This is a genomic window from Rathayibacter sp. VKM Ac-2879, from assembly GCF_015351245.1.
Classification (GTDB): domain Bacteria; phylum Actinomycetota; class Actinomycetes; order Actinomycetales; family Microbacteriaceae; genus Rathayibacter.
Window position 1 is genome coordinate 21,657 of the sequence record NZ_JADKSO010000003.1, and the last position, 26,432, is coordinate 48,088.

The window sequence follows — 26,432 nt, forward strand, 5'->3', positions numbered from 1 at the left end:
AAGGACACCATGAGCACCACTCCCACTCCCCTCGGCCGCATCCTGATCACGGGAGGCGCCTCCGGCCTGGGTGCCGCCGTCGCTGCCGCGGTCACCGCCGCGGGAGGCACTCCGATCGTGCTCGACCGCGATGTGTCGACCGTGCACGACGGCGTCGCCGCCTACCGGGTCGACGTCGCCCAGACCCGAGAGGCCGAGAAGGCTGTCGCCGAGATCGCGCGTGAGCACGGCGGACTCGACGCGGTCGTGACCGCGGCGGGCATCGACCGCTGCGGTCGCCTGGTCGACGTCGAGCCGGAGGAGTGGGAACGTGTCATCGCGGTCAACCTCCTCGGCACTGCGGCCGTCGTCCGCGCGGCCCTGCCGTTCCTCACCGAGACCCACGGCCGCGTCGTGACGGTCGCGTCGTCGCTCGCGATCAAGGCCGTCTCGGACGCGACAGCGTATTGTGCGTCCAAGTTCGGGGTGCTCGGCTTCACCCGCGCCCTGGCGGCCGAGACCAAGGGGGAGATCGGTGTCACCACGCTGATCCCCTCCGGGATGAAGACGCGCTTCTTCGACGACCGCGACGAGCAGTACAAGCCCGGGCCGGACGCGCTGCTGAACGATCCGGAGAACGTTGCGAATGCCGTGCTGTTCGTCCTCGGCCAGCCCCGCGGGTGCGAGGTGCGCGAGCTCGTCATCACCCATGAGGAGGAGCCGTCCTGGCCGTGACCCGTTGACCCCCTCCGCCTCCTCCTCCTCCCCCGCGAGATGCCACTTATGAGCCCCCGCCTCGGCGTGTCGTGCGCATAAGTGGCATCTCGCGGCTCACCGGGTCAGCAGCTCGCGGACGTCGGCGAGAACGGAGGCGGGGAGCACGTCGTCGACGAAGCTCGGCTCGTGCTCGCAGCGAGGAGCCGTCCAGCCGACCTGGGTCGCGTCGCGACCGCAGACGGGGCAGTGCGTCGTCCAGCTGAGCTGCACCCGGTGGCGCCCCCGGCCCAACGGAGCCGCGTTGATCGCGTTGCCGACCCAGAAGACTCCCACCGTCGGCGTGCCGACCGCAGCAGCCAGGTGCCGAGGGCCGCTGTCGTTGCCCAGCACCACGTCGGCGAGCGAGAGCAGTGCCGGCAGATCGCCCAGTTCGACCACGTCGACCCAGGACACGGCTCCAGGCGCCTGCGCGACGATCTCGTCCGCGGCGACGGCATCGGAGGCGTCGCCGACCACGAGCACGCGCGCCCCGTCGGCGAGCAGTGCCCGGGCCACGTCGGCGAAGGAGGCGGCGGGCCAGCGCCGCCGCGGATCCGTCGCCCCGGGATGGACCATCACGAGCGGGCCGGCGCCGGGCAGCGCCGGGGCGAGCCGATCGCGCCGCCGCGGCTCCACCGGCACCTCGGGCTCGAGCCGCACCGCAGCGGCTCCCGCGAGACCGACGATCTCGAGCGCGCGCAGCATCTCGTGCTGGTAGTAGAGGTACGGGACGGTGCGCTCGAGCTCGGCCGCATCGGGGGTGCGGCTGCCGATCGTGTGCCGAGCGCCGAGCCGCGCGAGGAACGGGTTGGAGTAGCGGCCGCCTCCATGCAGCTGCACCGCGAGATCGAAGCGGCGGCCCCGCATCCGAGCGGTGAAGTCCTCGACGACCCGCTCGTCCTCCCCCTCGCCGTCCCGGACGCCCTGGGCCACCGGCAGTATCTCGACGTCGCCGATCGCGGAGCCGACTCCGCCGAGCAGCACCCGGTGAGCCGGCGTGCCGAGCAGCGTGATCTCAGCGCCCGGGTACGCCTGGGCGAGCGCGTCCACAGCGGGCAGCGCGAACAGCAGGTCGCCGAGTCCGCCGCCGCGCAGCACGGCGATTCTCTCGACTCCCTCGAAGCGGTCGTGGAGCGGGGCGATGGCGACCACGGCGGGTTCCTCTCGGTGGGGCGGAGCACGCGGCTCCGGGATGGTGCTCCCCTCCACTTCCCACCGGGGCCGATCCGAAACCGGATCGCTCGCATGTCTGAGCGGGCGAGCCGCGGGTACCGGAGGGGTGCACGCGCGTCCGCGACCTGAGCTGACGCCTCCGACCCGAGAGGTGACCGTGACCATCGACACCGCGACCCCCGCCGCCACCAGCAGCACCGCCGTCCACCGCGCGCGCGCCGCGTTCCCCTCCTGGGCCGCGACTCCCCCCGCCGAGCGAGGAGCCCTCCTCCGCGCCGCGGCTCACCGGGTGGCCGAGCACGAGCAAGAACTCGCCGCCCTCAACGCCGACGAGACCGGCAAGCCAGCGGGCGATGCCCTCGGCGGGGTCCGCGCGGGAGTCGACACCCTGCTCCAGTACGCCGAGCTCGGCCCCGTGCACCGAGGCCGCTCGCTCCGAGGAGGCGCCCTCCACGTCGACCTCGCCCTCCCGCATCCGCGCGGCGTCGTCCTCGCGCTGACCCCGTGGAACGACCCCGTCGCCGTCGCCGCAGGCCTGCTCGGCGCCGCGATCGTCTCGGGAGACGTCGTCGTGCATAAGCCGAGCGAGCGCAGCCCGCGCACGGGCGCGCTCTTCACGAGCATCCTCGCCGATGCTCTGCCCGAGGGCGTGCTGACGCTGGTCGAGGGAGGCGGCGCGGTCGGCGACGAGCTGGCCCGCACCGAGGGGGTCGATGTCCTCGCGCACGTCGGATCCACCGCCACCGGCCGCGCGCTCGCGCGGGTCGCTGCGGTCACCGGCGCCCACGTGATCCTCGAGAACGGCGGCAATGACGCCCTCGTGGTCGACCGGGACGTCGACCCGGTCTGGGCCGCCGAGCAGGCCGCGCTCGGCGCCTTCGCGAACGCGGGCCAGATCTGCACCTCCGTCGAGCGGGTTTACGTGCACCGCGAGATCGCCGAGGCCTTCACGGCCGCGCTGGTCGCCGAGGCCGAGCGCTGGAGCGCCGGTCCCCTCCCGCGCCTGGTCGACGGGCGGATGCGCGATGCCGTGCACGAGCACGTCGCCGAGGCTCTCGCCTCGGGCGCCAGGGCGCTGACCGGCGGCACCCCCGGCGACGGCACCTTCTACCCGGCCACCGTCCTCGCCGACTGCACCGACGAGATGCTGGTGATGACCGAGGAGACGTTCGGCCCGGTCGCTCCGATCCTCGTCGTCGACTCCTTCGACGAAGGCCTCGCCCGAGCCGCCGCCAGCCCCTACGGCCTCGCCGCGAGCGTCCTCACCGCCGACATGGAGCATGCGCACCGTGCCGCCGCGACCCTCCCCGTCGGCACCGTGAAGGTCAATGGCGTCTTCGGAGGCGCGCCGGGCGGCAGCGCGCAGCCTCGCGGCACCTCGGGCTCGGGCTTCGGCTACGGCCCGGAACTGCTCGACGAGATGACCACGACCACGGTCGTCCACTTCGGGCTTCCCGTCCTTCTCGGCGGCGCACGATGAGCCTCGAGGGCTCGGCCCTGCACCGGGCGAGCGCGCTGATGGCGCAGGTCCACCAGCGACCGCCGGTCGTCGCCGTCATCGGCGACCTCATCCTCGACTCCTGGTGGCTCGGCGAAACAGAGCGGGTCGCTCGGGAGGCGCCCGCGCCGGTCTTGCGCCTCGAGGACGTGGTCGACGTGGCCGGTGGCGCGGCGAACACCGCCGCGAACCTGCGCGCCCTCGGCGCCGTGGTCCGCGCGGTCGGAGTCGCCGGGCGCGACTCGGAGGGTGACCGCCTCGTGGGCGCGCTCGAGCGCGCCGGCCTGAGCGCCGACGCGATCGTGCGCACCACCGCCTCGACCACGGTCAAGACCCGCGTCGTCGGCGGGGACAGTGTCATGCTGCGGGTCGACTCCGGCCCGCACCGCCCGACGCCCGAGGAGCTCGAGCTGCTCACGGAGGCCGCCATGAACGCTGCCGCCGATGCCGATGCCGTGCTCATCTGCGACTACGGCTCGGGGATCCTCCGCTCGGCCGTCGAGCGGCTGCTCGCCGTCACGCGCCCCGGGCTGCTCGTCGTCGACGCGCACGATCTCGCCGGCTGGGCCTTCGCGCGGCCCGATCTGGTGACGCCCAACGCGAAGGAGGCGGAGCGGCTGCTCGGAGTCTCCCTCGGACGCGGCTCCGAGAGGGCTGTCGCGGTGCGCGATGCCGCCGAGCAGTTGCGCTCCCGCTCCGGCGCTCGCCACGTCGTCGTCACCCTCGACCGCGACGGCTCGGCCGCGCTCGACGAAGACGGCACGCTCAGCCGGACCTTCGCCCAGCCCGCCGAAGAGAAGCAGGCCTCGGGAGCCGGCGACACGTTCGCCGCGACCGCCACGCTCGCCCTCGCCGCCGGCCGCTCGCTCGCCACCGCCGTCGACCTCGCGCAGGCGGCCGCCGATGTCGTCGTGCAGCGGCCGGGCACCTCCGTCTGCTCAGCGGATGACCTGCTCGCCTCCCTCGCTGCCCCCGGCGCGGTCGTGCTCGGCGAGGAGGCGCTCGTCGAGGTCCTCGCGGAGCAGTCGCGGCGAGGCCGCCGGGTGGTCTTCACCAACGGCTGCTTCGACGTGCTGCACCGCGGCCACACCGCCTACCTGCGTCAGGCCCGCGAGCTGGGCGACGTGCTCGTCGTCGCGGTCAATGACGACGCCTCCGTGCGTCGGCTCAAAGGCGAGGGGCGCCCGATCAACCCCGAGGGCGATCGCGCCGGAGTCATCGCCGAGCTCGGCTGCGTCGACTACGTCACCCTCTTCGGCGGCGACACGCCGATCCCCCTGCTGGAGCGTGTGCGGCCCGACGTCTACGTGAAGGGCGGCGACTACAACCCCGACATGCTCGCGGAGGCGGCGGTGGTCCGCTCGTACGGCGGCACCGTCACCACGGTCGGCTACGTCTCCGAGCATTCGACGAGCGAGATGGTGCAGCGCATCCGATCGGTGGCGCCGTGACCAGCCGCCGTTGGTCGGGACGTTGGGGCACGCCCGCCGCTCCCGAGCCGCCCGTGGTCGACGTGCTCGTCCCCACCGCCGGCCGGCGCGCCGAGCTCGCTGCGACGCTGGCCGGTCTCGCAGCGCAGGACGATCCTCCGTTCCGCGTCATCATCAGCGATCAGTCCGACGAGGCCGTCACCGAGAGTGATCCGACCGTCCGGGCCCTGCTGCGGGTGCTGGAGGCGCAGGGGCGCGCGCCCCTCGTGCGCCGCCACCTCCCCCGCCGTGGCCTGGCGGAGCAGCGCCACTCTCTGCTCTCGTGGGCGAGCGCGCCCGCGGTGTTGTTCCTTGACGACGATGTGTGGCTGGAGCCGGGGACGCTCGCGCGACTGCATGAGGCGCTGGAGCGACTCGGCTGCGGCTTCGTCGGGTCGGCCGTGCAGGGGTTGTCGTACCTCGACGACATCCGACCGCACGAGACGGAGGCGTTCGAGACGTGGGAGGAGCGCGTGCGGCCTGAGCGGGTGCGCCGGGGGACTCCGGAGTTCGAGCGCTGGCCCCTGCACAATGCGGCCAACCTCACGCATGTCGCGGCGCGCCTGGATGTGCCGGAGGGCGGCTGGCGCGCCTACCGTGTCGCCTGGCTCGGCGCGTGCGTGCTCTACCGCCGAGATGCCCTTCTGGCCGTCGGCGGCTTCGACTTCTGGGAGCGGCTGCCCCCGGAGCACAGCGGCGAGGACGTCGCCGCGCAGTGGCGCGTCATGGAGCGCTTCGGCGGCGCGGGTCTCGTGCCCAGCGGCGCCGTGCACCTCGAGACGCCCACGACGGTCACCGACCGGCGCGTCGACGCCGTCGACCGGCTCTTCGCCGAAGAGCACAGTCAGTGAGACCACTGAAGGACAGCACGATGGATGCACCCAACCCGATCCAGATCCAGAAGTACCTCGCGGGCATCGACTACCCGGCGTCGAAGGACACGATCGTCGAGACGGCCGAGAAGGAGGGAGCCGACACGAACGTCCTCGACGCACTCCGCGCGATCCCTGAGGGCGACTACGCCAAGCCCACCGACGTGAGCTCCGCCGTGTCGAAGGCCTGACCCCTCCCCCACCGCGAGATGCCACTTATGAGCCCCGACACGCCGTGCGGGCCCCTCATAAGTGGCATCTCGCGCAAGGCACCGTCCGCTGAGGCATGCGTCACGTCGACGGAGGCATTCCCACGCGGCCCGCGTCAGGCGCGCACGACCACCGGATTGAAGAGCGTGCCGATCCCCTCGATGTCGATCGCGACCGTGTCCCCGTTGGCGATCGGCCCGACACCGGCGGGGGTCCCGGTGAGGATCACGTCGCCCGGGAGCAGCGTGAACACCCGCGAGACGTAGGCGACGATCTCGGGCACGCCGTGGATCATGTCGCCCGTGCTACCGGACTGCTGCACGCGCCCGTTGACGCGCGTCTCGAGCGCGCTCTCGTTCCAGATGAACTCGGTCTCGATCACCGGCCCGAGCGGGCAGAAGGTGTCGTAGCCCTTGGCGCGCGCCCACTGCCCGTCCGAGCGTTGCAGATCGCGTGCCGTCACGTCGTTGGCGATGGTGTAACCGAACACCACGTCCTCGTAATCCTCCGCGCGCACGTGGCGGGCGACCGCCCCGATCACGATCGCCAGTTCGCCCTCGAACTCGACCTGCTGGCTGTCCTCGGGGAGCACGATCGCCTCGTCCGGCCCGATCACGGCGGTGTTGGGCTTGAGGAACACCAGCGGCTCGGCGGGAGCCTCGCCACCCATCTCGGCCGCGTGGTCGGAGTAGTTCTTGCCGATGCCGATCACCTTCGAGCGCGGGATCACCGGTGCGAGGAGCTTCGCCTCCGCGAGCGGGATGCGCTCGCCCGTCGTCTCGAACCCGGCGAACATCGGGTCGCCGGCGAGCACGACGAGGTCGTCCTCGTCGAGGATCCCGAAATGGATCGCGCCGCCGTTGTCGCCTGCGCGCTGTGTGGAGAACCGTGCGATCTTCATGCGTCCAACCTCGTCATCCAGCCGTGCTTGTCCTCGCGACGTCCGTATTGGATGTCGGTGAGCTCCTCGCGCAGCGACATCGTGAGAGCGCCGGCCGGCGCACCCTCGTGGCCGATCGAGAAGCCCTCGCCCTTCAGCTCGGCGATGGGAGTGATCACGGCAGCGGTCCCGCACGCGAATACCTCGACCACGTCGCCCGAGGCCACTCCGTCACGCCACTCGTCGATCGAGACCTGTCGGCGCTCGATCCGATGTCCGCGGTCCTCTGCGAGCTGGAGCACGCTGTCCCGCGTGATCCCCTCGAGGATCGAGTCCGAGTCGGGCGTCACGAGCGTGCCGTCCTTCTTCACGAGCACCACGTTCATGCCCCCGAGCTCCTCGATCCAGCGCGACTCGGCCGAGTCGAGGAACAGCACCTGCGCGCAGCCGTGGCTGTACGCCTCCTGCTGCGGCAGGAGCGAGGAGGCGTAGTTACCGCCGGTCTTCGCCGCTCCCGTCCCGCCCTTCCCCGCGCGAGCATACGAGGTCGAGAGCCAGATCGACACCGGCGCGACGCCTCCCGAGAAGTAGGCCCCGGCCGGGCTCGCGATGACGTAGTAGCCCACCTTCTCGGCCGCGCGCACGCCGAGGAAAGCCTCCTTCGCGAACATGAAGGGGCGCAGGTAGAGGCTCGTCCCGGGCTCCGAGGGAACCCACGCGCCGTCGAGGGCGATCAGCTGGCGCAGCGACTCCACGAACAGGTCGCTCGGCAGCTCGGGCAGCGCGAGGCGCGCGGCAGAGCGCTGGAGGCGTCGCGCGTTCGCGTCGGGGCGGAACGTCCAGATCGACCCGTCCGCGTGGCGGTAGGCCTTCATCCCCTCGAAGATCTCTTGCGCGTAGTGCAGCACCGAGGCCGCGGGGTCGAGCGCGATCGGCCCGTACGGCTGGACGCGGGGACGATGCCAGCCTCCGGCGCGCGACCAGCAGATGTCGACCATGTGGTCGGTGAAGTGGAGGCCGAAGCCGGGATTCGCGAGGATCGTCGCGCGCTCCTCGACGGAGCGCGGCGAGCCGTTCGGGATGACCTCGAAGGCGAGGTCGGTGGAGGACTGCTTCGGGGTGAGGTCGAGGGTCATCGTCGTTCTTCTTTCGGGAGGGGTCAGCGGAGGCGGGCGACGATCGAGTCGCCGATCGCGGCGGTGGCGCGCCGGGTGCCGTCGCGCGCCTCGATGTCGGCGGTGACCGCAGCGGTGACGCGGGCGGCCTCGTCGCCGCGGCCGAGGTGGTCGAGCAGCATCGCCACCGAGAGGATCGCGGCGGTCGGGTCGGCGAGCTGCTTCCCGGCGATGTCCGGCGCGGATCCGTGGACCGGCTCGAACATGCTGGGGAACGCGCCCTCGGGGTTGATGTTGCCCGAGGCGGCGAGTCCGATGCCGCCGCTGATCGCGCCGGCCAGATCGGTCAGGATGTCGCCGAAGAGGTTGTCGGTGACGATGACGTCGAACCTAGCAGGATCGGTGACCAGGAAGATCGTCGCCGCATCGACGTGGAGGTAGTCGACGGCCACGTCCTCGTAGGTGGCCCCTACCTCGTCGACGACGCGCTTCCACAGCGAGCCGGCGAAGACGAGCACGTTGGTCTTGTGCACGAGGGTGAGGCGTGAGCGGCGCTTGCGGGCGAGCTCGAAGGCGTGCCGCACGACACGCTCGACGCCGTACGCCGTGTTCACCGAGACCTCGTTCGCGATCTCGTGTTCCGTGCCCTGGCGGATCGAGCCTCCGGTGCCGACGTAGGGCCCTTCCGTGCCCTCGCGGACGACGACGAAGTCGACCTCTCCTGGGTCTGCGAGGGGCGACGGCACCCCGGTGTAGAGACGAGTCGGGCGCAGGTTCACGTAGTGGTCGAGCGCGAACCGCAGTCGCAGGAGAAGGCCGCGCTCGATGGAGGCGTCCTTCAGTCGCGGGTCGCCGGGTGCGCCGCCGACCGCCCCGAGGAGGATCGCATCGTGACCGGCGATCGCCGCGAGATCCTCGTCGGTGAGCACGTCGCCCGTCTCGAGGTAGCGCGCGGCGCCGAGCGAGAATGTCGTCTTCTCGATCGCCAGCCCGGAGTCGGCGGTGACCGCGTCGAGGACCTTCACGGCCTCGGCGACCACCTCGGGACCGATCCCGTCTCCGGGAATGACGGCGAGCTTCACGGTGCGGGGCATGGGGATCCTCAGGCATGCGGGGGCAGGGTCCCGTCAAGCGTACTCTCGGGCGCGTCAGCCCTCCCGTCGAACGGGCGGCGCGCTGTCGTCGGCGACTGATCCTTCTCGTCAGGGGCGCCGCGGGCTCCGACCCGCTCGGCCGCGCACCGATCAGCTGCGCCGCAGTCGCACCGCCGCCACCACGCCCGCCGCGAGCACGAGCGCGACGCCGATCCACGCCGCTCCCGTCACTCCGGCGTCGAAGGCGGCGCCGGCCGAGGCGAGCAGGCTCGCGGCGGAGTCGGCGGGCAGCTCGTGCGCGACCGCGACCGCACCGCCGAGGGTCTCGCTTGCGCGCTGCGCTTGCGAGGCGTCGAGACCCGCGGGAACCACGACTCCCGCGCGGTACACCGCCGTCAGCACCGTGCCGAGCGTGGCCGTGCCGAGCACCGCGCCAAGCTCGTAGGCGGTCTCGGAGACGGCGGAGGCGGCTCCCGCCTTGTCGGCGGGCGCGTTCGCGAGGATCAGCTCGTTCGAGACCGTCTCGGCGGCGCCGATGCCCAGGCCGAGGAAGGCGAAGGCGACCGCGACGGTGAGCGCCGAGGCGCCTCCTGGAGCACCGCTCGCGACGGCCAGCACCAGGTAACCGACCGCCGAGACGGCGAGGCCCACGGGCACGACGATGCGCGGCGCCACCCGGCGTGCGATCGGCACGACCCCCAGACCCGCTGCGATCATCACCGCGAGCCCCGGCACCAGTACGAGCCCGGCCGCGAGCGGCGAGAGCCCCGTCACCAGCTGGAGGTGTTGCGAGACGAAGAAGAGGCCGCCCACGAGAGCCGTCACGCTCAGCAGGTTGACGATGATCGCCGCGCTGAAGGAGCCGCGGCGGAACAGCGTCAGGTCGAGCATCGGCACCTCGCGCCGCTGTTGACGGCGCACGAAGAGGACACCGCTCGTCGCCCCGACGAGCAGCGCGAGCACCGCGATCGCGTCGACTCCGTGTTCGGCCGCGGACTTCACGCCGTAGACGATCGGCGCCATCGTCGCGAGCGAGAGCACGATGCTGATCACGTCGACCGGCCCGGGGTGCGGGTCGCGCGACTCCGGGACGAGGATCGGCACGAGCACCACGAGCGGGAGCAGCACCGGCACCGCGAGGAGGAACACCGATCCCCAGGCGAAGTTCTCGAGCAGCACGCCGCCGACGAGCGGGCCGATCGCCGAGCCGACCGCGAATCCGGTCGCCCAGATCGCGATGGCCAGGCGCCGCTGGTCGCGGTTCGGGAACAGGCTCCGCAGGAGCGAGAGCGTCGAGGGCATGAGGGTCGCGCCGAAGAGCCCGAGTGCAGCTCGAGCCGCGATGAGGGCCCCCGCGCTGGGCGCGAAGGCGGCGGCGACCGAGACAGCGGCGAAGCCGACGGCACCCACCATCAGGAGGCGACGCCGCCCGATCCTGTCGCCCAGGCTTCCCATCGCCACGAGCAGCCCGGCGAGCACGAGCGGGTAGGCGTCGACGATCCAGAGCAGCTCGGTGCCGCTCGGGCCGAGGCTTTCGGCGATGAGGGGCAGCGCGAAGTTGAGGACCGTGTTGTCGACGGACACGAGCAGCACCGGCAGCATCAGCACGGCGAGAGCGAACCAGGCGCGTCGACCGACACGCTCGTCGGGACGAGGCGAGGAGACGGGCGGGGACGCGGTGTGCGACGGCACGGGGACGACCTTTCAGGGTGGGATCGCAGCGAGTATACCGTCCAGCCGGTACAGTTGTCTCTTCTCCGCCGTAGAATGGTTGCCGTGTCCTCCCCCGTCCCCGCGCGTGATCGCGTCCTCGATGCCTTCGAGAGCCTGCTCGACGAGCAAGGCGAGCGCGCCGCCACCCTCGACGCCGTCGCGCGCGCGGCCGGCGTCTCCAAGGGAGGCCTGCTCTACCACTTCCCGTCGAAGGAGGCGCTGGTCGGCGGCCTGCTCGCCCGCCTCGACGAGCGACTCGCCGAGGACATCGACCGCATCCGCACCTCGGAGGACGGCGTCGTCCCGTACCTGATCCGCACCTCCTTCGCGGCCGACACCCCCTTCGACCGCACGATCCTCGCCGTCTCGCGCATCGCACAGGGCAACGACGAGCGCGCGAGCGCGGGCCTCGCCCGCATCCACGACAGCTGGAACGCGGTGGTGACGGAGGCCGTCGGCGACCCGCTGATCGCGCGCGCGATCGTGCTCATGAGCGACGGCCTGTACTACAACTCTGCGCTTCTGTCCGCGGGCAGCACCTCGCGCGGGGAGGCGGAGGATGTCCTCGCGGTCATCGACCGCCTCCTCGCCGCGCCGTCCTCGACCGACACGGCCCAGCCGTAGCCGGCGCTCCGCCTCGTCCGAGATGAGCGACGGCGGGCCGGAGCCCGACGGCGACGCCTGCCCGCCGTGGAGCGACTACTGCTCGGTGATGTCGATCTCCTGCATGATGTCCGCGTCGATCGCGACGCGCACCGACTCGAGCAGTCCCGCCGGGGCAGGCGAGTCGATCGTGATGACCGAGAGCGCCTTGCCACCCGCCTCCGTGCGCGCAATCTGCATGCCCGCGATGTTGACCGAGGCCTCGCCGAACTCGCGACCGTAGACCGCGACGATGCCGGGGCGGTCGACGTAGCTCATCACGACGTGGTGCTTCGCAATGGGGACCTCGACGTCGTAGCCATTGATCGCGACGATCTTCTCGACCTGCTTCGTGCCCGTGAGAGTGCCCGACACCGAGATCTGCGAGCCGTCCGAGAGCGCGCCGCGCAGAGTGATGACGTTGCGGTACTCGTCCGAGACCGACTCCGTGATCAGGCGCACCTCGATGCCGCGCTGCTCGGCGAGGACAGGGGCGTTGACGTACGAGACCGTCTCGGAGACGACGTTCGTGAACACGCCCTTGAGCGCCGCGAGCTTGAGCACCTTGACGTCGTAGCCCGCGAGCTCGCCGCGCACCTCCACGTCGATCGAGGTGACGGGCGAGGCAGCGAGGCCCGAGAACACCTGGCCGAGCTTCTCGACCAGCGGGATGCCCGGCCGCACATACTCGTCGATGACGCCTCCGGCCACGTTGACCGCGTCCGGCACGAGCTCGCCCGAGAGCGCGAGGCGCACCGAGCGGGCCACCGAGACTCCAGCCTTCTCCTGCGCCTCGTCGGTCGAGGCACCCAGGTGCGGGGTGACGACCACGTTCTCGAGCGCGAGCAGCGGCGAGTCGGTCGGCGGCTCCTTCACGAACACGTCGAGACCGGCGCCGGCGATGGTCTTCGCGACCAGCGCACGGTGCAGAGCAGCCTCGTCGATCAGGCCGCCGCGCGCGACGTTCACAAGGAACGCCGTCGGCTTCATCAGCGCGAGCTGCTCATCCGAGATCATGCCCGTGGTCTCGGGGGTCTTCGGCATGTGGATCGTGATGAAGTCGCTCTGCGCGAGCAGCTCCTCGAGGCTCAGCAGCGTCACGCCGAGCTGCTGCGCGCGGGCACTCGTGACGTAGGGGTCGTAGGCGACCACGGTCACGCCGAAGGCCTGCAAGCGGGCCGTGATGAGCGCGCCGATGCGGCCGAGGCCGATGATGCCGACGGTCTTCTCGTAGAGCTCGACGCCCGTGTACTTCGAGCGCTTCCAGAGGCCCTGCGCGAGCGCGCTGTGCGCGGCGGGGATGTGGCGGGCAAGGCTCAGGATGTGGCCGACCGTCAGCTCGGCGGCCGAGATGATGTTGGAGGTGGGCGCGTTGACGACCATGACACCCGCGGCGGTCGCGGCCGTGATGTCGACGTTGTCGAGACCCACGCCGGCGCGTGCGATGACCTTGAGCCGCGGAGCGGCGGCGATCGCCTCCGCGTCGACCTGCGTCGCCGAGCGCACGAGGATCGCGTCGGCCGAGCCGAGCGCCTCGAGCAGCGCCGGGCGATCCGTGCCGTCGACCGAGCGGACCTCGAAGTCGGGGCCGAGGGCGTCGACGGTGGCGGGCGAGAGTTCTTCGGCGATCAGGACGACCGGCTTAGTCACGAGAGGCGCTTCCTTCAGGGAGGGGACGGAGCGGGCACCGGAGCGCGAGCCGCGGTGGAGCCCCCGCCACTGTAGCGGAGGGGGGCCACGCCTCCCCGCTGTGTGACGCCCGGTCGCGGTCGGTCTCAGTCGAGCGTGAGGAGGCTGCCGACTCCGAAGATCAGCTGCACGTCGAGCGAGAGCGCCGCCGAGACGCAGAGCGCCGCCACGAGCAGCCCGATCCGTATCCCGAGCCCACGACGCCGTCCGAGCACGAGCGCCAGCACGAAGCTGACCGGCGGCAGCACGAGGCCGAGCCCCAGAACGATCCAGCCGGTGGCGTTGAGGTCGGTGCCCAGGCTCGCCGCATAGCTGCGCAGGCCCACGAGGTTGCCGACCGCTTCCCAGACGTCCCACGCGAGGAGCAGCCCGACGACGACCGCCGCGAGCACCGAGGCGAGCAGTCGCCGCCCGGAGCGTTCCCTGGCGCCGCCGAGAGTGGCCCTGGTTCCGGTCATGCTCACGCGCCCTTCACGAACGGCAGCGGCGCAAGCAGCACCGCACCGACGATCAGCCACAGGACCCGCGTTCGCACCCGCGCCTCCCGTGTCGCGAGCAGCACGACGGCGAACCACACGATCGGAGCGGCGACTGCGAGCCACAGCCCGAGCGAGTACAGGGCGCCGCCGAGCGCGTCGCCCGCAAAGGAGGCGGCGACCACCGCGTTCTGCTTGGTCGCCGTGATCAGCCACGCGATCGCGGAGAGGAGGTAGAGGCCCGCGGCGACGCCCGCGGCGACGAGCAGCACCGAGGAGGAGGCCGTTGCGCCTTCGTCGGCGCGGCCCGCCTCCTCGTCGGGGCCGGGATCGCCGCCCGCCGCCGCCCGCGGAGATCGGCGTACCGGAGCCTCCCCCGCCGCGAGCGTCGGGTCGACTCCCTCGCCAGCCCAGGCGAGCGCGTCGTCGTCCGTCGCGTCGTCCAGGCCCTCGTCCTCCGGGGCGACGCCCGAACTGTCCCTGATCACCGCAACACCCTAACCGCGTCCGGCTCGCAGGAGGCTCGGAGCCGGTCGCCATCCGCCCGTCACCGCGCGGACACCGGCCGGCCTCCCCGGCGAGGCACGCTCTTCGGATGGGCGAACGCGATGCAGCGCGAGAGGGGCGCCGCTTCGTCGCGATCGGCGACTCCTTCACCGAGGGCGTCGGCGACCCGCACCCGCGCCTGCCCAACGGCGTGCGAGGGTGGGCCGACCGAGTCGCGGACCGCCTCGCCCGAGCCGAGCCCGGCTGGGAGTACGCGAACCTCGCCATCCGCTCGAAGCGTCTCGCGCAGATCGCCGCGGAGCAGCTCCCGCCCGCCCTCGCCCTGCGGCCGACGCTCATCACCCTCTATGCGGGCGGCAACGACATCCTCGATCTCCCGACCGATATGACCGAGCTGATCCGCCGCTACGAGGCCCTCGTCGACGCGCTCGCGACGACGGGCGCCTCCCTCGTGCTGTTCACGGGGTTCGACATCCCCGGGCTGCCCGCTCCGCGCATGTTCCTCCGCCGCAACCGGGTCTACAACGCCGCCGTTCGCCGGATCGCCCGCGAGCGGGGCGCGATCCTCGTCGACTACTGGCGGATGCAGGCGTTCCGCGAGCCGATGATGTGGTCGCCCGACCGGATGCACCTCTCCAAGCGCGGCCACCGCTACCTTGCCGCGCAGGTGCTCGACACCCTGGGCGTGCCGCACTCGATCTCGACCGGGCCGTGGGATCCGCCCGAGCCGCTGACCTCGCTCGAATGGCTGCACGACCAGCGCCGCTGGGCGGCCGACTGGGTGCTGCCCCTCGTCGGGCGGAAGCTGCGACGTGTCACTCTCGGCGACGCCCTCTCGCCGCGCTGGCCCGACCCCGTGCTCGTTCCGCCGAAGGGTGGCCTGCGTCGGCTCGCGCGCGAGTCGGGCTGAGCGTCACAACCTCAGCCAGGACGCGGTCTCGCGCACCATCGTCGATGAGCGGCCGTCTCAGCTGACGTTGTGCGATCGCGGCGATGCAGAGAGGACCCTGACCCCGCCGACCCGCGACCTGCGGGCGATCGACGGAACCGGGGTCCTCTCCAGCGGCGACTAGCGCGCGACGCTGCCGTCCGTGTAGTCCTCGTCGGTCTGCTTCCACGCGAACAGCTTGCGCAGCTCGCGGCCGGTCGCCTCGATCGGGTGCTGCTCGCCCTTGGCGCGCAGCTCCTGGAACTCGGGGGCTCCCGCGTCCTGGTCGGCGATGAAGCGCTTCGCGAAGGCGCCGCTCTGGATGTCGCCGAGGACGGCCTTCATGTTCTCCTTGACGCGCGGGTCGATGACGCGGGGGCCCGACACATAGTCCCCGTACTCCGCGGTGTCCGAGACACTCCAGCGCTGCTTGGCGATGCCGCCCTCCCACATGAGGTCGACGATGAGCTTGAGCTCGTGCAGCACCTCGAAGTACGCGATCTCGGGCTGGTAGCCGGCCTCGACGAGCGTCTCGAAGCCGTACTGGACGAGCTGCGAGGTGCCGCCGCAGAGCACGGCCTGCTCACCGAACAGGTCGGTCTCGGTCTCCTCCGTGAAGGTCGTCGTGATGACGCCGGCGCGGGTGCCTCCGATGGCCTTCGCGTACGACTTCGCGGTCTCCCACGCGGTGCCGGTCGCGTCGTTCTCGACGGCGATGATGTCCGGGATGCCGCGGCCGGCGACGAACTCGCGGCGCACCGTGTGCCCTGGGGCCTTCGGCGCGATGAGGATCACATCGACGCCGGCGGGCGCCTCGATGTACCCGAAACGGATGTTGAAGCCGTGCGCGAAGGCGAGCGTCTTGCCCTCGGACAGCTTGTCCGCGATCTGCTCCGAGTAGATCGCGCGCTGGTGCTGGTCGGGCGCGAGGATCATGATCAGGTCGGCCCACTCGGCCGCGTCGGAGACGCTCTTGACCTCGAAGCCGTCGTCCTGCGCCTTGGCGGTCGACTTCGAGCCGTCCTTGAGGGCGATGACGACCTGGACGCCCGAGTCGCGGAGGTTCTGCGCGTGTGCGTGGCCCTGCGAGCCGTAGCCGACGATCGCGACCTTCTTGGACTGGATGATGGAGAGATCGGCGTCGGCGTCGTAGATGAGCTCGGTCACGTGAGGCTTCCTTTTCTGTGGAGGGGTCTGCGGAGGGAGGGGAGGCGGCGCGGAGGCCGGTCAGTTCTTGAAGACGCGCTCGGTGATCGACTTCGAGCCGCGCCCGATGGCGAGCAGGCCCGACTGCGCGATCTCCTTGATCCCGTAGGGCTCGATGACCCGGAGGAACGCGGTGGTCTTGCCGGTGTCCCCCGTGACCTCGATGACGAGGGCGTCGGTCGCCACGTCGACCACGCGCGCGCGGAAGAGCGTGACGGCCTCGAGGACCTGCGAGCGGGTGACGTGGTCGACGCGCACCTTCACGAGCAGGTGCTCGCGCTGCACCGACTGGTCGGTGTCGAGCTCGACGATCTTGATCACGTTGACGAGCTTGTTGAGCTGCTTGGTGACCTGCTCGAGCGGCAGGTCCTCGACGTCGACGGCGACCGTGATGCGCGAGAGGCCTGGAAGCTCGGTCGGTCCGACGGCGAGCGACTCGATGTTGAAGCCGCGGCGCGCGAAGAGCCCGGCGACACGGGTGAGCAGTCCGGGCTTGTCTTCGACGAGCAGGGAGAGAACGTGGTGCGTCATGGTCTACTCCTCGTCGTCCCAGCTCGGGCTGTGGTCTCTCGCGTACTGGACGTAACTGTTCGAGACTCCCTGGGGGACCATCGGCCAGACCATGGAGTCTCGGCTCACCACGAAGTCGATGACCACGGGCCGGTCGTTGGTGGCGATGGCGAGCTCGATCGCCGCGTCGATCTCTTCCACCTTCGTGACGCGGATGCCGAGGGCGCCGTACGCCTCCGCGAGCTTCACGAAGTCGGGCACGCGGACGGTGTCGTGACCCGTGTTGAGGTCGGTGTTCGAGTAGCGGCCCTCATAGAAGAGGGTCTGCCACTGGCGCACCATGCCCAGCGAGGAGTTGTTGATGATCGCGACCTTGATCGGGATGTCGTTGATCGTGCAGGTGGCGAGCTCTTGATTGGTCATCTGGAAGCAGCCGTCGCCGTCGATCGCCCACACCGTGCGGTCGGGCTCGCCGACCTTGGCGCCCATCGCGGCGGGCACCGAGTAGCCCATCGTGCCGGCACCGCCGGAGTTGAGCCACGAGTTGGGGCGTTCGTACTGGATGAACTGCGCCGCCCACATCTGGTGCTGGCCGACTCCGGAGGCGAACACGCCCTCCGGTCCGGTGATCTCGCCGATGCGCTTGATGACGTACTGCGGCGAGAGCAGGCCGTCGGCGGGCTCGGTGTAGCCGAGCGGGAACTCCTCCTGGAGCCCCTTGAGGTAGCTCCACCAGGCGTCCGTCTCGGCGCGGCCCCCGGCCGCGGCTGCGACGAACGCCTCCGTGAGGTCGGGCAGGACGTCTTTGAGGTCGCCCACGATCGGCACGTCGGCGGTGCGGATCTTGGAGATCTCGGCGGGGTCGATGTCGACGTGCACGACCTTCGCGTGCGGCGCGAAGAGCGCCGCCTTGCCGGTCACACGGTCGTCGAAGCGCGAGCCGAGCGCGAGGATCAGGTCGGCCTCCTGGAGTGCGAGCACCGCGGGGACGGTGCCGTGCATTCCGGGCATACCCAGGTGCTGCTCGTGCGAGTCGGGAAACGCGCCGCGCGCCATCAGCGTCGTGACGACGGGGGCGCCGCTCGCCTCGGCGAACGCGCGCAGCTCCTTGGAGGCGCGGGCGCGGATGATGCCGCCTCCCACGTAGAGCACGGGCTTCTTCGACTCGGTCAGCAGCTGCGCCGCGGCCTGGATTTGCTTGCCGTGCGCCTTCGTGACGGGGCGGTAGCCGGGCAGGTCGATCTTGGGCGGCCAGAGGAACGGGGCCTGGTCCTGCTGCGCGTCCTTCGTGATGTCGACGAGCACCGGTCCGGGGCGGCCGGTCGTCGCGATCAGCGCGGCGGAGGCGAGCGCCGAGGGGATGTCTTCGGGGCGGGTCACGAGGATGGAGTGCTTCGTGATCGGCATCGTGATGCCGACGATGTCCGCCTCCTGGAACGCGTCGGTGCCCATGAGCGTCGAGAACACCTGGCCGGTGATCGCGAGCATCGGCACCGAGTCCATGTAGGCGTCCGCGATCGCGGTGACGAGGTTGGTCGCGCCCGGGCCGGATGTCGCGATGCAGACGCCGAGCTTGCCCGTCGCCGAGGCGTAGCCCTCGGCGGCGTGTCCGGCGCCCTGCTCGTGGCGGACGAGGATGTGGCGGATGGTGGAGGAGTCCATCAGCGGGTCGTAGACCGGGAGGATCGCGCCGCCGGGCAGACCGAAGACGTCCTCGATGCCGAGCATCTCGAGCGAGCGGACGACCGCCTGCGCTCCGGTGAGGACCTCGACCGCGGGGGCTGTGCCCTGGCTCGCGGAGGGACGGGGTGGGTGGGGTGTCGGTGCGGCTGGCGCGGCGGACTGGTCCGGGGTCATGCGGGTGTCTATTCCTTCGGAACGTGGTGCGGCGACGAGCGGGGGTCGATGACCACCCGTGCTCGGGAGGCGCGAGTGCGCGGCCGGCCGGGGAGGGCCGGGCTCACCCGGTGGTGGCGCCCTCGGCGGCCGAGCGGACGAGCTTGGCGTACTTGGCGAGGACACCGCGGGTGTAGCGCGGAGGGAGGGGTGCCCAGCCTTCTCGGCGGGCGGCGAGCTCAGAGTCGTCGACGAGTAGGTCGATCGAGCGAGCGGCGATGTCGACCCGAATCGGGTCTCCGTCGCGAACGAATGCGATGGGACCTGCGTCCACCGATTCGGGAGCTATGTGTCCGATGCAGAGGCCGGTTGTGCCGCCCGAGAATCGTCCGTCCGTCAACAGTAGTACATCCTTGCCGAGCCCGGCGCCCTTGATGGCGGCGGTGATGGCGAGCATCTCGCGCATCCCAGGCCCGCCCTTTGGCCCCTCGTAGCGGATGACGACCACGTCGCCCTTCTCGATCTCGCCGTTCGTCAGGGCGTCCATCGCGGCTCGCTCGCGCTCGAACACGCGGGCCGGGCCCTCGAAGACGGAGGCGTCGAAGCCCGCGGTCTTGACCACCGCGCCCTCGGGGGCGAGGGAGCCCTTGAGGATCGTCAGGCCGCCTGTCGCGTGGATCGGATTGTCGAGCGTGCGGATGACTTCGCCGTCCAACGGCGCGATGTCCATCGCGGCAAGGTTCTCGGCGACGGTCGCGCCGGTGACCGTGAGGCAGTCGCCGTGCAGGAGGCCTGCGTCGAGCAGCGCCTTCATGACGGCCGGCACGCCGCCGTGGCGGTCGACGTCGTTCATGACGTACTTGCCGAAGGGCTTGAGGTCGCCGATGTGCGGGATGGTGTCGCCGATGCGGTTGAAGTCGTCGATCGTGAGATCGACCTCGGCCTCATTGGCGATCGCGAGCAGGTGCAGGATGACGTTCGTGGAGCCTCCGAAGGCCATCGCCACCGCGATCGCGTTCTCGAACGCCTTCTTCGTGAGGATGTCGCGCGCCGTGATGCCCTGGCGCAGCAGCCCGACGACCGCCTCCCCCGACTTGCGCGCGAAGTAGTCGCGGCGGCGGTCGGCGGCGGCGGGTGACGCCGAGCCGGGGAGGCTCATGCCGAGCGCCTCCGCGACGCTCGCCATCGTGTTGGCGGTGTACATGCCTCCGCAGGAGCCCTCGCCCGGGGCGAAGGCGCACTCGATCCGCTTGGCGTCCTCCTCGGACATGATCCCGGCCTTGACGCCGCCGACCGCCTCGAAGGAGTCGATGATCGTGATGTCCTTCTCGGTGCCGTCCGAGAGTTTGACCCAGCCCGGGGCGATCGAGCCGGCGTAGACGAAGACGGCGGCGAGGTCGAGGCGCGCAGCGGCCATGAGCATTCCGGGCAGGGACTTGTCGCAGCCGGCGAGCATGACGGTGCCGTCGAGGCGCTCCGCCATCATCACAGTCTCGACGGAGTCGGCGATGACCTCGCGCGAGACGAGCGAGAAGTGCATGCCCTCGTGGCCCATCGAGATGCCGTCCGACACCGAGATCGTGCCGAACTGCAACGGGTAGCCGCCGCCCGAGTGCACGCCTTCTTTCGCGGAGCGCGCGAGGCGCTCGAGGGAGAGGTTGCAGGGGGTGATCTCGTTCCAGGAGGACGCGATGCCGATCTGGGGCTTCTCCCAGTCGTCGTCGCCCATCCCGACGGCTCGAAGCATCCCGCGCGACGTCGTGGCCTCGATGCCGTCCGTGACGGTACGCGAGCGGGGTTTCCAATCGATTTCCGGCATGTGACGAGGCTACCGCCTCGCGCAAACGTCCTAGCGCATACACCGGCCACGCTGAGGGGGGCGCCTCAGCGCTCTCGACAGGGAGGCACCGAGACGCCGGCCCACCTCAGCGGCCGGCGCCCCTCAGCTCCGCGAGCAGCCGCAGCGCGTGCGCCACCTGCTGCGGCCCGCGCACGCGGTAGGCCGCCGTCGTCGTCCCCTCGCCGCTCTTGATGCCGACGTCGCCCTCGCCGAGCACCGCGAAGGCGTCCTCGTCGGTGACGTCGTCGCCCGCGTAGAGCACGGCGGTCGCTCCCGTGTAGCGGCGGAGGTGCTGAACGGCCTCGCCCTTGGTGGTCGAGCGCACGGAGAACTCGAGCACGTTCTTGCCCTCGCGGATGGTCACGCCCTGCACCTCGGCGCGCGCCTCCGAGAGGGCGACGACGTGGGCGACCCGGCTGTGGCGCTCGGTCGCCAGACGTGTGTGCAGGGCGAAGCCGGCCGGCTTGTCCTCGATCCAGACGTTGTCGATGCCGCGCGCGATGCCCTTCAGCACGTCCTCGAGCACTCCGACGCGCACCAGCTCGTCGTCGTCGAGCTGCACCGCATCCTCGGAGGGGTCGAGACGGATCTCGATGCCGTGCGAGCCGACGAGCAACGCCTCGTCGGGCAGCTGCGCCACCTCCTCGAGACTCCCGAGCGCACGCCCGGAGACAAGCGCGACGCGCGTGGCCGGCAGGGCGAGCAGCCGCAGCACCGCGTCTCGCGCCTCCGGGAGCGCGCGGGCACGCGCGGGGTCGTCGACCTCGGGTGCGAGGGTGCCGTCGAAGTCGAGGGCGACAAGGAGGCGATCGGTCGCGGCGAGCTCGCGCAGCGCCGTCCGGAGGCGATCGGGCACGCCGTCGCTCATCGCCCCTCCGCCTCCTGCGTCTCGATCTCCCGCGCCTGGGCCTCCTGGCCGCGGTCGGCGTCCGCGCGGTGCTCCGCCTCCTGGCCCCGTGGCGCCTCCGCGCCTCGCGCGGCCGGGTGCACATCGAGCTGCTGCCCGGCGGCGTGCTCGGTGAGCGACGCGAGGAAGGCTTCTGACCAGCGGGTGACGTCGCTCTCGAGCACGCGACGGCGCAGTGCCCGCATCCTGCGCGCGCGCTCGGGGCGGGGCATCCGCACGGAGGCCTCGATCGCGTCCTTGAGGCCGGCGATGTCGTGCGGGTTGACCTGCACGGCCTGCTTGAGCTCGTCGGCCGCGCCCGTGAACTCGCTCAACACGAGCACGCCGTCGTTGTCGAAGCGGGAGGCGACATACTCCTTGGCGACGAGGTTCATCCCGTCGCGGAGCGCCGTCACGAGCATGACGTCGGCCGCGAGGTAGAGGGCGACCATCTCTTCTCGTGGATAGCCGTGGTGCAGGTAGCTGATCGCGGGGTGCCCGAGGGTCGAATAGTCGCCGTTGATGCGCCCGACCTGCAGCTCGATGTCGTCTCGCAGTTGCCGATACGTGTCGACGCGTTCACGGCTGGGGCTCGCGACCTGCACCAGCACGGCGTCCTCGGAGGAGAGGCGGCCGTCGGCGAGCAGCTCGCCGAACGCCTTCAAACGGTGGCCGATGCCCTTGGTGTAGTCGAGGCGGTCGACGCCGAGCATCACCGTCTCGGGGTCGCCGAGCTCGGCACGGATCTGACGTGCCCGCGCCTGGATCTCTGGCGTGCGCGCCATTGCCTCGAACGCGGAGGAGTCGATCGAGATCGGGAAGTGGCGGGCGACCACGGGGCGCACGCTCGCCCCGCGCCGCGAGCGGTTGACCCTCCTCGTGCCACCCACCGCGTCGTCCTCGACCGGCACCTCCACCACGGTGCTGCGAGTGTCGTAGCCGAGCAGCCGCCGGACGGCGCGCAGGAAGCTGCCCGCGTCTCCTTGACGCTGGAAGCCGATGACGTCGGCGCCGAGCAGGCCCTCGACGATCTGCTTGCGCCACGGGAGCTGCGCGAAGATCCCGTACGGCGGGAACGGGATGTGGTTGAAGAAGCCGATCGTGATGTCGGGCCGGAGCTCGCGCAGCATCTTCGGCACGAGCTGCAACTGGTAGTCCTGCACCCAGACCACGCCGTTCTCCTCCGTGACCTCGGCGGCGGTCTCGGCGAAGCGCCGGTTGACGCGCACGTACGCCTCCCACCAGTCGCGGTGGTACGTGGGAGGCGCGATCACGTCGTGGTAGAGCGGCCAGAGGGTGTCGTTCGAGAAGCCCTCGTAGTAGTCCTCGAGCTCCTGGGCGCTGAGCCTGACCGGCACGATGAGGACGCCGTCGTTCTCGAACGGCGCCACCTCCTCGTCGGCGACGCCGGGCCAGCCCACCCAGGCGCCCTCGTTCGCCCGCATGACGGGCTCGAGCGCGGTCACGAGGCCACCGGGCGAGGTCTTCCACAGGGCGGTGCCGTCGGCGGCCACGACGCGGTCGACCGGGAGGCGGTTCGAGACCACCACGAAGGCATTGCGCGCCTGCGTCGACGGGTTCGGGTCGGAGGCGTTCGGAGCGTCGGAGGAACGGGAAGCGGAGTGGGCGGAAATGGTCGTCCCCATCGTCGGTCGAGCCGTCTTCTTACGCCGCGAGGCTACCAGCCGACCCCGAACGGGAGGTGCGCGTCAGCCGTGCACGAGGGCGAGCGCGAGGGTCGCGCCTCCCACCGTCGGCACCACGGCGACGAGCCCGAGGAGCGCGTACTGGCGCCACGAGATGTGCACGCCGAGCGCGGTGAGGCGCTGGTGCCAGAGGAGCGTCGCGAGCGAGGCCCACGGAGTGATCAGGGGGCCGGCGTTGACACCGATCAGCAACGCGACGTGCCGCAACGGATCGGCAGCGACGGGCTCGAGCGCAAGATATGCGGGCAGGTTGTCGACGAGGTTCGCCGCGATCGCGCCCGAGCCCGAGAGGCGCAGCAGATCGCCGACTCCGCTGCCCTCGCCCGCGACCACGGCGAGCGCCGCACCCAGGCCCAGCTGATGTGCCGCCTCCATGGCCACGAAGAGCCCTGCCGCGAAGACGACGAGCTGCCATGGCAGGAGGGAGGGCCGCAGCGCGGACGGCCGGCGGACGGCGAAGAGCACGACGAGCGCGAGGGCGGCGACGGTGGCCGGGATCCACACCTCGAGCCCCGAGACCAGGGCGGGCAGCAGGAGCGCCACCACGACGCCCGCGCCGAGGAGGAGCACGCGATCTTCGACGGGAGTCCGCTCGCCCGGAGTGTAGCGGCCGGTCAGCTCGCGGCGATATCGCACCGCGAGCACGATCACGGGGACGGCGGCGGCGATCAGCGCGGGCAGTGCGGTCAGGGCCGCGAAGGCGAGGGGTCCGTCGACGCCGAGGCTCCGCTCCGCGAGCAGATTGGTGAGGTTCGAGACAGGGAGCAGCAGGGAGGCGCAGTTCGCCAGCCACACGGTCGCCATCGCGAAAGGCAGCGGCGAGACGCGCACGTGGGCGGCGAGCAACACGACGACGGGGGTGAGCAGCACCGCGGTCGTGTCGAGCGAGAGGAACACGGTGCTCACGACGGCCATCGCGACCACGAGGAGCCACAGAACGGCGGTCCGTCCGCGCCCCCACGTGGCAGCGCGCTCGGCGACGACCGTGAACACCCCCGCCTCCGACGCGAGCTCGGCGACCACGGTCACGGCGACGACGAACGCGAGGATCGGTGCCGTGCGCTCCACGAGCTCGCCCAGCGCCTCCAGAGGAAGCACGCCCAGGGCCACGGCAATCGCACCGACGACGAGCAGCGCCGCTCCGATCACAGCCGTGCGCATGTCGTTCCCGTCCTTCTCGGATCGTCGCCCCCAGAGCGGTGGCGGTTCACCGTAGCGGGGAAACGCGGCCGTCGTGTCAACCGTTGCCGCGCGGCCGGCCGCACCCGCTAGCGTCGGAGCAACCACGGGAGGCATTCGCATGCGCAAGTTCATCCTCAACTCCAGCGTCATCAGCGCGATCGTCGGAGGCTGGTCCATCCTCCAGACGACGCGCAAGGGGCCGCGCGACTGGCGCCTGGCGCTGCAGTGGGTCAGCTGGGCGATCTCGGTGACCGTCGCCCTCGGCTCGGTATCGTACGACTCGAAGCAGCTCGACCAGCGGGGCGCGAAGCGCTGATCGCGCCTCGTGTGACCTCGCCCGCGGCGTGTCAGAGCGACGGCACGAGCCCGTGCAGCGACACTGGTCATCGCAGCTCATCGCGCGGGAAACGGGGATCGACATGAGGTTTCGTCTGAGGCGCCGTCAGCCGGCGCCCCAGGTGGTCACGGCTCCCGCTCTGACCCAGGACGAGCTCTTCGCGGTGGTGCACGAGCGTCTCGCCGCCTTCGTCGGCGCGGAGGGAGCGTGGGTCGTCACGCGTCGCAGCCACGACGACCGCGATCCGATCTTCCACGGGATGCTCGCCCGTTCGCTCGCGCACGAGCTCTCGGCCGCGATCCAGCAGGAGCAGCTCCGGGCAGGCGTCCCCGAGACGGCCGCTCCCGTGACCGACGCAATTCCGGCCATGCGGGCGTCGACTCCCCCGGTCGAGCCGGCGGCCCTCACTTGGGAGCCTCAGCCGATCGCCGTGTGGGCCGACCCGGCCGTACCCGAGTCGTCGGCTCCCGTCTCCCGCTGAGGAGCGGGCGCTCGAGACGCCCGGCGCCTCCGCGCGCTCAGGCCTTCGGCCATCCCTCCGGTCCCTCGCTGCCCGCGGGGTACTCGTCGAGCGGCACCCGGTCGGCATGCCACGCGTCGAGCGCCGGCTGCACGATGCGCCAGCATTCCTCGGCCGCGTCGCCGCGGACCGACAGGGACGGATCGTCGTCGAGGATGCCCGAGATGACCTCGCCGTAGGCTAGCAGCTCCCCCTCGCCGAAAGTCGCCTCGAGGGAGGCCCGCTCCAGCGAGTAGGGATCGCCGGGGCCGTTGATGTTCAGCTCGAGCGCCATCTCGTCGGGCGCCAGGAAGAGCCGCAGCACCGAGGGCTCCGCTGTGCCGTGGAAGCCGGCAGGCAGGTGCGGAACGGGCTTGAAACGGATGACGACCTCGCGCCTGCGCTCTTTGAGCGCCTTGCCCGAACGCAGCGTGAAGGGCACACCCGCCCAACGCCTGTTGTCGATCTCGACCGTCAGTTCGGCGAGGGTCTCGGTCTCGCGCGACGGATCGACACCCTTCTCGTCGGTGTACGACGGCAGCTCGCGTCCCTCGACCGTGCCCCGGGTGTAGCGCGCGCGGCGGGAGGAGGCGGTCGGGTCGTCGCCCCGCAGGCGGGTGGCTCGCAGCACGACAGCCTTGGCGTCGCGCAGATCGGCGGCGTCCAGTGTCGACGGCGGCTCCATCGCGATCACCGCGAGCACCTGGAGGAGGTGGCTCTGGATCATGTCGATGAGCGCCCCCGCGCCGTCGTAGTAGGAGGCGCGTCCCTCGAGTCCCAGCTGCTCGTCGTAGACGATCTCGACGCTGTCGACGTGCTCCGCGCTCCACAACGGCTCGAGGATCCGGTTGGCGAAGCGCAGCCCGAGCACGTTCATCACGGTCGCTCGGCCGAGGAAGTGGTCGACGCGGTGGATGCGGTCTTCGGGGACGAGTGTCGCGAGCTGCTCGTTGAGCGTGTGGGCGCTCGCCTCGTCGGTGCCGAACGGCTTCTCCAGGGCGAGCACGGTCCCATCGGGGAGGTCGTGGGGAGAGAGCGCGCTGCACGCCTTCGCAGCGATGGCGGGAGGCAGGGCGAAGTACACCGCGACGGGTCCCTCGCAACTCCGAAGCAGCGCGGCGAGCGCCTTCGGGTCGGTGACGTCGACCTGCTGGTAGCGGGTGCCCGACACGAGCGCCTCGACGGCGGCGCCGCTCGCGTCGACGGTGCCGAACGAGGAGGCGAGGACCTCGCGCCAGTGCTCCTGCGTCCAGTCCTCCCGTCCGGCGCCGACGAGAGCGACCCTGCGATCCGACTCCCGGCTCACCAGCTGACCCACCGCGGGCAGGAGCAGACGGGAGGAGAGATCCCCTGTCGCACCGAGGATGAGCAGGGTCGAGACCGTCTGTGACATGTCGCTCACCCTATGACCGAGCGTCGTATCGCCGCT

25 protein-coding genes are annotated in these 26,432 nt (G+C 71.3%); 9 read left to right on the top strand and 16 right to left on the bottom strand.

Annotated features, from left to right (window positions below):
* Positions 1 to 9 precede the first annotated feature (9 nt).
* Positions 10 to 714: an SDR family oxidoreductase gene (locus ITJ45_RS09085; RefSeq protein ID WP_194609166.1), complete on the top strand. Its 705-nt coding sequence runs from the start codon at positions 10 to 12 to the stop codon at positions 712 to 714.
* A 96-nt stretch (positions 715 to 810) separates the two neighbouring features.
* Here ITJ45_RS09085 and ITJ45_RS09090 read toward each other — a convergent pair whose 3' ends face one another.
* Positions 811 to 1,887, bottom strand: coding sequence for a glycosyltransferase family 9 protein (locus tag ITJ45_RS09090; protein ID WP_323742956.1), 1,077 nt, complete (start codon positions 1,885 to 1,887; stop codon positions 811 to 813).
* 127 nt (positions 1,888 to 2,014) lie between these two features.
* Between ITJ45_RS09090 and ITJ45_RS09095 the strand changes: the two genes are divergently transcribed.
* The 4 genes from ITJ45_RS09095 to ITJ45_RS09110 are packed head-to-tail and all read left to right on the top strand — an operon-like array spanning position 2,015 to position 5,938.
* Complete coding sequence (locus tag ITJ45_RS09095; protein WP_416365291.1) at positions 2,015 to 3,388, top strand: aldehyde dehydrogenase family protein; 1,374 nt, start codon at positions 2,015 to 2,017, stop codon at positions 3,386 to 3,388.
* Positions 3,385 to 4,857 carry a D-glycero-beta-D-manno-heptose 1-phosphate adenylyltransferase gene (gene rfaE2, locus ITJ45_RS09100; RefSeq protein ID WP_194609170.1) on the top strand — a complete coding sequence of 491 codons (1,473 nt, stop codon included), beginning with the start codon at positions 3,385 to 3,387 and terminating at the stop codon, positions 4,855 to 4,857. Before ITJ45_RS09095 ends, rfaE2 begins: the two co-directional genes overlap by 4 nt.
* Complete coding sequence (locus ITJ45_RS09105; RefSeq protein WP_194609172.1) at positions 4,854 to 5,726, top strand: glycosyltransferase family 2 protein; 873 nt, start codon at positions 4,854 to 4,856, stop codon at positions 5,724 to 5,726. The genes rfaE2 and ITJ45_RS09105 overlap by 4 nt, the downstream gene beginning before the upstream one ends.
* Before the next feature lie 20 nt (positions 5,727 to 5,746).
* Positions 5,747 to 5,938 carry a DUF2795 domain-containing protein gene (locus ITJ45_RS09110; protein WP_194609174.1) on the top strand — a complete coding sequence of 64 codons (192 nt, stop codon included), beginning with the start codon at positions 5,747 to 5,749 and terminating at the stop codon, positions 5,936 to 5,938.
* Between the two features lie 134 nt (positions 5,939 to 6,072).
* Here the strand turns inward: ITJ45_RS09110 and ITJ45_RS09115 are convergent, their stop codons facing one another.
* From ITJ45_RS09115 to ITJ45_RS09130, 4 genes are all read right to left on the bottom strand, one after another.
* Entirely contained in the window at positions 6,073 to 6,858 is a 786-nt protein-coding gene (locus ITJ45_RS09115; RefSeq protein WP_194609176.1) for a fumarylacetoacetate hydrolase family protein, read from the bottom strand.
* The gene (locus tag ITJ45_RS09120; protein WP_194609178.1) at positions 6,855 to 7,973 is read right to left on the bottom strand and encodes a branched-chain amino acid aminotransferase; all 1,119 of its coding nucleotides are present in this window, start codon (positions 7,971 to 7,973) and stop codon (positions 6,855 to 6,857) included. Before ITJ45_RS09120 ends, ITJ45_RS09115 begins: the two co-directional genes overlap by 4 nt.
* Positions 7,974 to 7,996: 23 nt before the next feature.
* The gene (locus ITJ45_RS09125) at positions 7,997 to 9,046 is read right to left on the bottom strand and encodes a 3-isopropylmalate dehydrogenase (RefSeq protein ID WP_194609180.1); all 1,050 of its coding nucleotides are present in this window, start codon (positions 9,044 to 9,046) and stop codon (positions 7,997 to 7,999) included.
* A 150-nt stretch (positions 9,047 to 9,196) separates the two neighbouring features.
* A complete protein-coding gene (locus ITJ45_RS09130) occupies positions 9,197 to 10,738 on the bottom strand; it encodes an MFS transporter (protein WP_323742957.1) in 1,542 nt (513 codons plus the stop codon).
* A gap of 84 nt (positions 10,739 to 10,822) precedes the next feature.
* Here ITJ45_RS09130 and ITJ45_RS09135 point away from each other — a divergent pair, with 84 nt between their 5' ends.
* Positions 10,823 to 11,383 (top strand): TetR/AcrR family transcriptional regulator, encoded by a 561-nt coding sequence (locus ITJ45_RS09135; protein ID WP_323742958.1) that lies wholly within the window; start codon positions 10,823 to 10,825, stop codon positions 11,381 to 11,383.
* 75 nt (positions 11,384 to 11,458) lie between these two features.
* Here the strand turns inward: ITJ45_RS09135 and serA are convergent, their stop codons facing one another.
* The 3 genes from serA to ITJ45_RS09150 all read right to left on the bottom strand — a co-directional run bounded on the left by serA (position 11,459) and on the right by ITJ45_RS09150 (position 14,054).
* Entirely contained in the window at positions 11,459 to 13,051 is a 1,593-nt protein-coding gene (gene serA, locus ITJ45_RS09140; RefSeq protein WP_194609184.1) for a phosphoglycerate dehydrogenase, read from the bottom strand.
* 125 nt (positions 13,052 to 13,176) lie between these two features.
* Positions 13,177 to 13,548 carry a hypothetical protein gene (locus tag ITJ45_RS09145; protein WP_194609186.1) on the bottom strand — a complete coding sequence of 124 codons (372 nt, stop codon included), beginning with the start codon at positions 13,546 to 13,548 and terminating at the stop codon, positions 13,177 to 13,179.
* Positions 13,549 to 13,550: 2 nt separating this feature from the next.
* Positions 13,551 to 14,054: a hypothetical protein gene (locus tag ITJ45_RS09150; protein ID WP_194609188.1), complete on the bottom strand. Its 504-nt coding sequence runs from the start codon at positions 14,052 to 14,054 to the stop codon at positions 13,551 to 13,553.
* Between the two features lie 107 nt (positions 14,055 to 14,161).
* Between ITJ45_RS09150 and ITJ45_RS09155 the strand changes: the two genes are divergently transcribed.
* Positions 14,162 to 14,983: an SGNH/GDSL hydrolase family protein gene (locus tag ITJ45_RS09155; protein ID WP_194609190.1), complete on the top strand. Its 822-nt coding sequence runs from the start codon at positions 14,162 to 14,164 to the stop codon at positions 14,981 to 14,983.
* A 159-nt stretch (positions 14,984 to 15,142) separates the two neighbouring features.
* On the opposite strand, the gene ilvC is transcribed toward ITJ45_RS09155, so the two are convergent.
* From ilvC to ITJ45_RS09190, 7 genes are all read right to left on the bottom strand, one after another.
* Complete coding sequence (gene ilvC / locus ITJ45_RS09160) at positions 15,143 to 16,168, bottom strand: ketol-acid reductoisomerase (RefSeq protein WP_194609191.1); 1,026 nt, start codon at positions 16,166 to 16,168, stop codon at positions 15,143 to 15,145.
* A 60-nt stretch (positions 16,169 to 16,228) separates the two neighbouring features.
* The gene (gene ilvN / locus ITJ45_RS09165; RefSeq protein WP_194609201.1) at positions 16,229 to 16,738 is read right to left on the bottom strand and encodes an acetolactate synthase small subunit; all 510 of its coding nucleotides are present in this window, start codon (positions 16,736 to 16,738) and stop codon (positions 16,229 to 16,231) included.
* 3 nt (positions 16,739 to 16,741) lie between these two features.
* Entirely contained in the window at positions 16,742 to 18,574 is a 1,833-nt protein-coding gene (locus ITJ45_RS09170) for an acetolactate synthase large subunit (RefSeq protein ID WP_194609203.1), read from the bottom strand.
* Between the two features lie 103 nt (positions 18,575 to 18,677).
* Positions 18,678 to 20,372 (bottom strand): dihydroxy-acid dehydratase, encoded by a 1,695-nt coding sequence (gene ilvD / locus ITJ45_RS09175; protein WP_194609205.1) that lies wholly within the window; start codon positions 20,370 to 20,372, stop codon positions 18,678 to 18,680.
* Positions 20,373 to 20,478: 106 nt separating this feature from the next.
* A complete protein-coding gene (gene otsB, locus ITJ45_RS09180; RefSeq protein WP_194609213.1) occupies positions 20,479 to 21,261 on the bottom strand; it encodes a trehalose-phosphatase in 783 nt (260 codons plus the stop codon).
* Positions 21,258 to 22,925: an alpha,alpha-trehalose-phosphate synthase (UDP-forming) gene (locus tag ITJ45_RS09185; protein WP_194609215.1), complete on the bottom strand. Its 1,668-nt coding sequence runs from the start codon at positions 22,923 to 22,925 to the stop codon at positions 21,258 to 21,260. The genes otsB and ITJ45_RS09185 overlap by 4 nt, the downstream gene beginning before the upstream one ends.
* A gap of 63 nt (positions 22,926 to 22,988) precedes the next feature.
* Positions 22,989 to 24,146, bottom strand: coding sequence for an SLC13 family permease (locus ITJ45_RS09190; protein WP_194609217.1), 1,158 nt, complete (start codon positions 24,144 to 24,146; stop codon positions 22,989 to 22,991).
* Positions 24,147 to 24,285: 139 nt separating this feature from the next.
* Between ITJ45_RS09190 and ITJ45_RS09195 the strand changes: the two genes are divergently transcribed.
* Both ITJ45_RS09195 and ITJ45_RS09200 read left to right on the top strand, forming a co-directional pair.
* A complete protein-coding gene (locus tag ITJ45_RS09195; RefSeq protein WP_194609219.1) occupies positions 24,286 to 24,483 on the top strand; it encodes a hypothetical protein in 198 nt (65 codons plus the stop codon).
* A gap of 103 nt (positions 24,484 to 24,586) precedes the next feature.
* On the top strand, positions 24,587 to 24,985 hold the full coding sequence (locus tag ITJ45_RS09200) for a hypothetical protein (protein ID WP_194609221.1): 399 nt from the start codon (positions 24,587 to 24,589) through the stop codon (positions 24,983 to 24,985).
* Between the two features lie 37 nt (positions 24,986 to 25,022).
* Here ITJ45_RS09200 and ITJ45_RS09205 read toward each other — a convergent pair whose 3' ends face one another.
* Positions 25,023 to 26,396: a glucose-6-phosphate dehydrogenase gene (locus ITJ45_RS09205; protein WP_194609223.1), complete on the bottom strand. Its 1,374-nt coding sequence runs from the start codon at positions 26,394 to 26,396 to the stop codon at positions 25,023 to 25,025.
* Positions 26,397 to 26,432: the final 36 nt, after the last annotated feature.

What these genes read in the sequence shown, in the direction of transcription:
- ITJ45_RS09085 (WP_194609166.1), top strand. Translation starts at nt 10, where the DNA reads ATGAGCACCACTCCCACTCCCCTCGGCCGCATCCTGATCACGGGAGGC.
- rfaE2 (WP_194609170.1), top strand. Translation starts at nt 3,385, where the DNA reads ATGAGCCTCGAGGGCTCGGCCCTGCACCGGGCGAGCGCGCTGATGGCG.
- ITJ45_RS09110 (WP_194609174.1), top strand. Translation starts at nt 5,747, where the DNA reads ATGGATGCACCCAACCCGATCCAGATCCAGAAGTACCTCGCGGGCATC.
- ITJ45_RS09115 (WP_194609176.1), bottom strand. Translation starts at nt 6,858, where the DNA reads ATGAAGATCGCACGGTTCTCCACACAGCGCGCAGGCGACAACGGCGGC.
- ITJ45_RS09120 (WP_194609178.1), bottom strand. Translation starts at nt 7,973, where the DNA reads ATGACCCTCGACCTCACCCCGAAGCAGTCCTCCACCGACCTCGCCTTC.
- ITJ45_RS09125 (WP_194609180.1), bottom strand. Translation starts at nt 9,046, where the DNA reads ATGCCCCGCACCGTGAAGCTCGCCGTCATTCCCGGAGACGGGATCGGT.
- ITJ45_RS09145 (WP_194609186.1), bottom strand. Translation starts at nt 13,548, where the DNA reads ATGACCGGAACCAGGGCCACTCTCGGCGGCGCCAGGGAACGCTCCGGG.
- ITJ45_RS09155 (WP_194609190.1), top strand. Translation starts at nt 14,162, where the DNA reads ATGGGCGAACGCGATGCAGCGCGAGAGGGGCGCCGCTTCGTCGCGATC.
- ilvN (WP_194609201.1), bottom strand. Translation starts at nt 16,738, where the DNA reads ATGACGCACCACGTTCTCTCCCTGCTCGTCGAAGACAAGCCCGGACTG.
- ITJ45_RS09170 (WP_194609203.1), bottom strand. Translation starts at nt 18,574, where the DNA reads ATGACCCCGGACCAGTCCGCCGCGCCAGCCGCACCGACACCCCACCCA.
- ilvD (WP_194609205.1), bottom strand. Translation starts at nt 20,372, where the DNA reads ATGCCGGAAATCGATTGGAAACCCCGCTCGCGTACCGTCACGGACGGC.
- otsB (WP_194609213.1), bottom strand. Translation starts at nt 21,261, where the DNA reads ATGAGCGACGGCGTGCCCGATCGCCTCCGGACGGCGCTGCGCGAGCTC.
- ITJ45_RS09185 (WP_194609215.1), bottom strand. Translation starts at nt 22,925, where the DNA reads ATGGGGACGACCATTTCCGCCCACTCCGCTTCCCGTTCCTCCGACGCT.
- ITJ45_RS09190 (WP_194609217.1), bottom strand. Translation starts at nt 24,146, where the DNA reads ATGCGCACGGCTGTGATCGGAGCGGCGCTGCTCGTCGTCGGTGCGATT.
- ITJ45_RS09195 (WP_194609219.1), top strand. Translation starts at nt 24,286, where the DNA reads ATGCGCAAGTTCATCCTCAACTCCAGCGTCATCAGCGCGATCGTCGGA.
- ITJ45_RS09200 (WP_194609221.1), top strand. Translation starts at nt 24,587, where the DNA reads ATGAGGTTTCGTCTGAGGCGCCGTCAGCCGGCGCCCCAGGTGGTCACG.
- ITJ45_RS09205 (WP_194609223.1), bottom strand. Translation starts at nt 26,396, where the DNA reads ATGTCACAGACGGTCTCGACCCTGCTCATCCTCGGTGCGACAGGGGAT.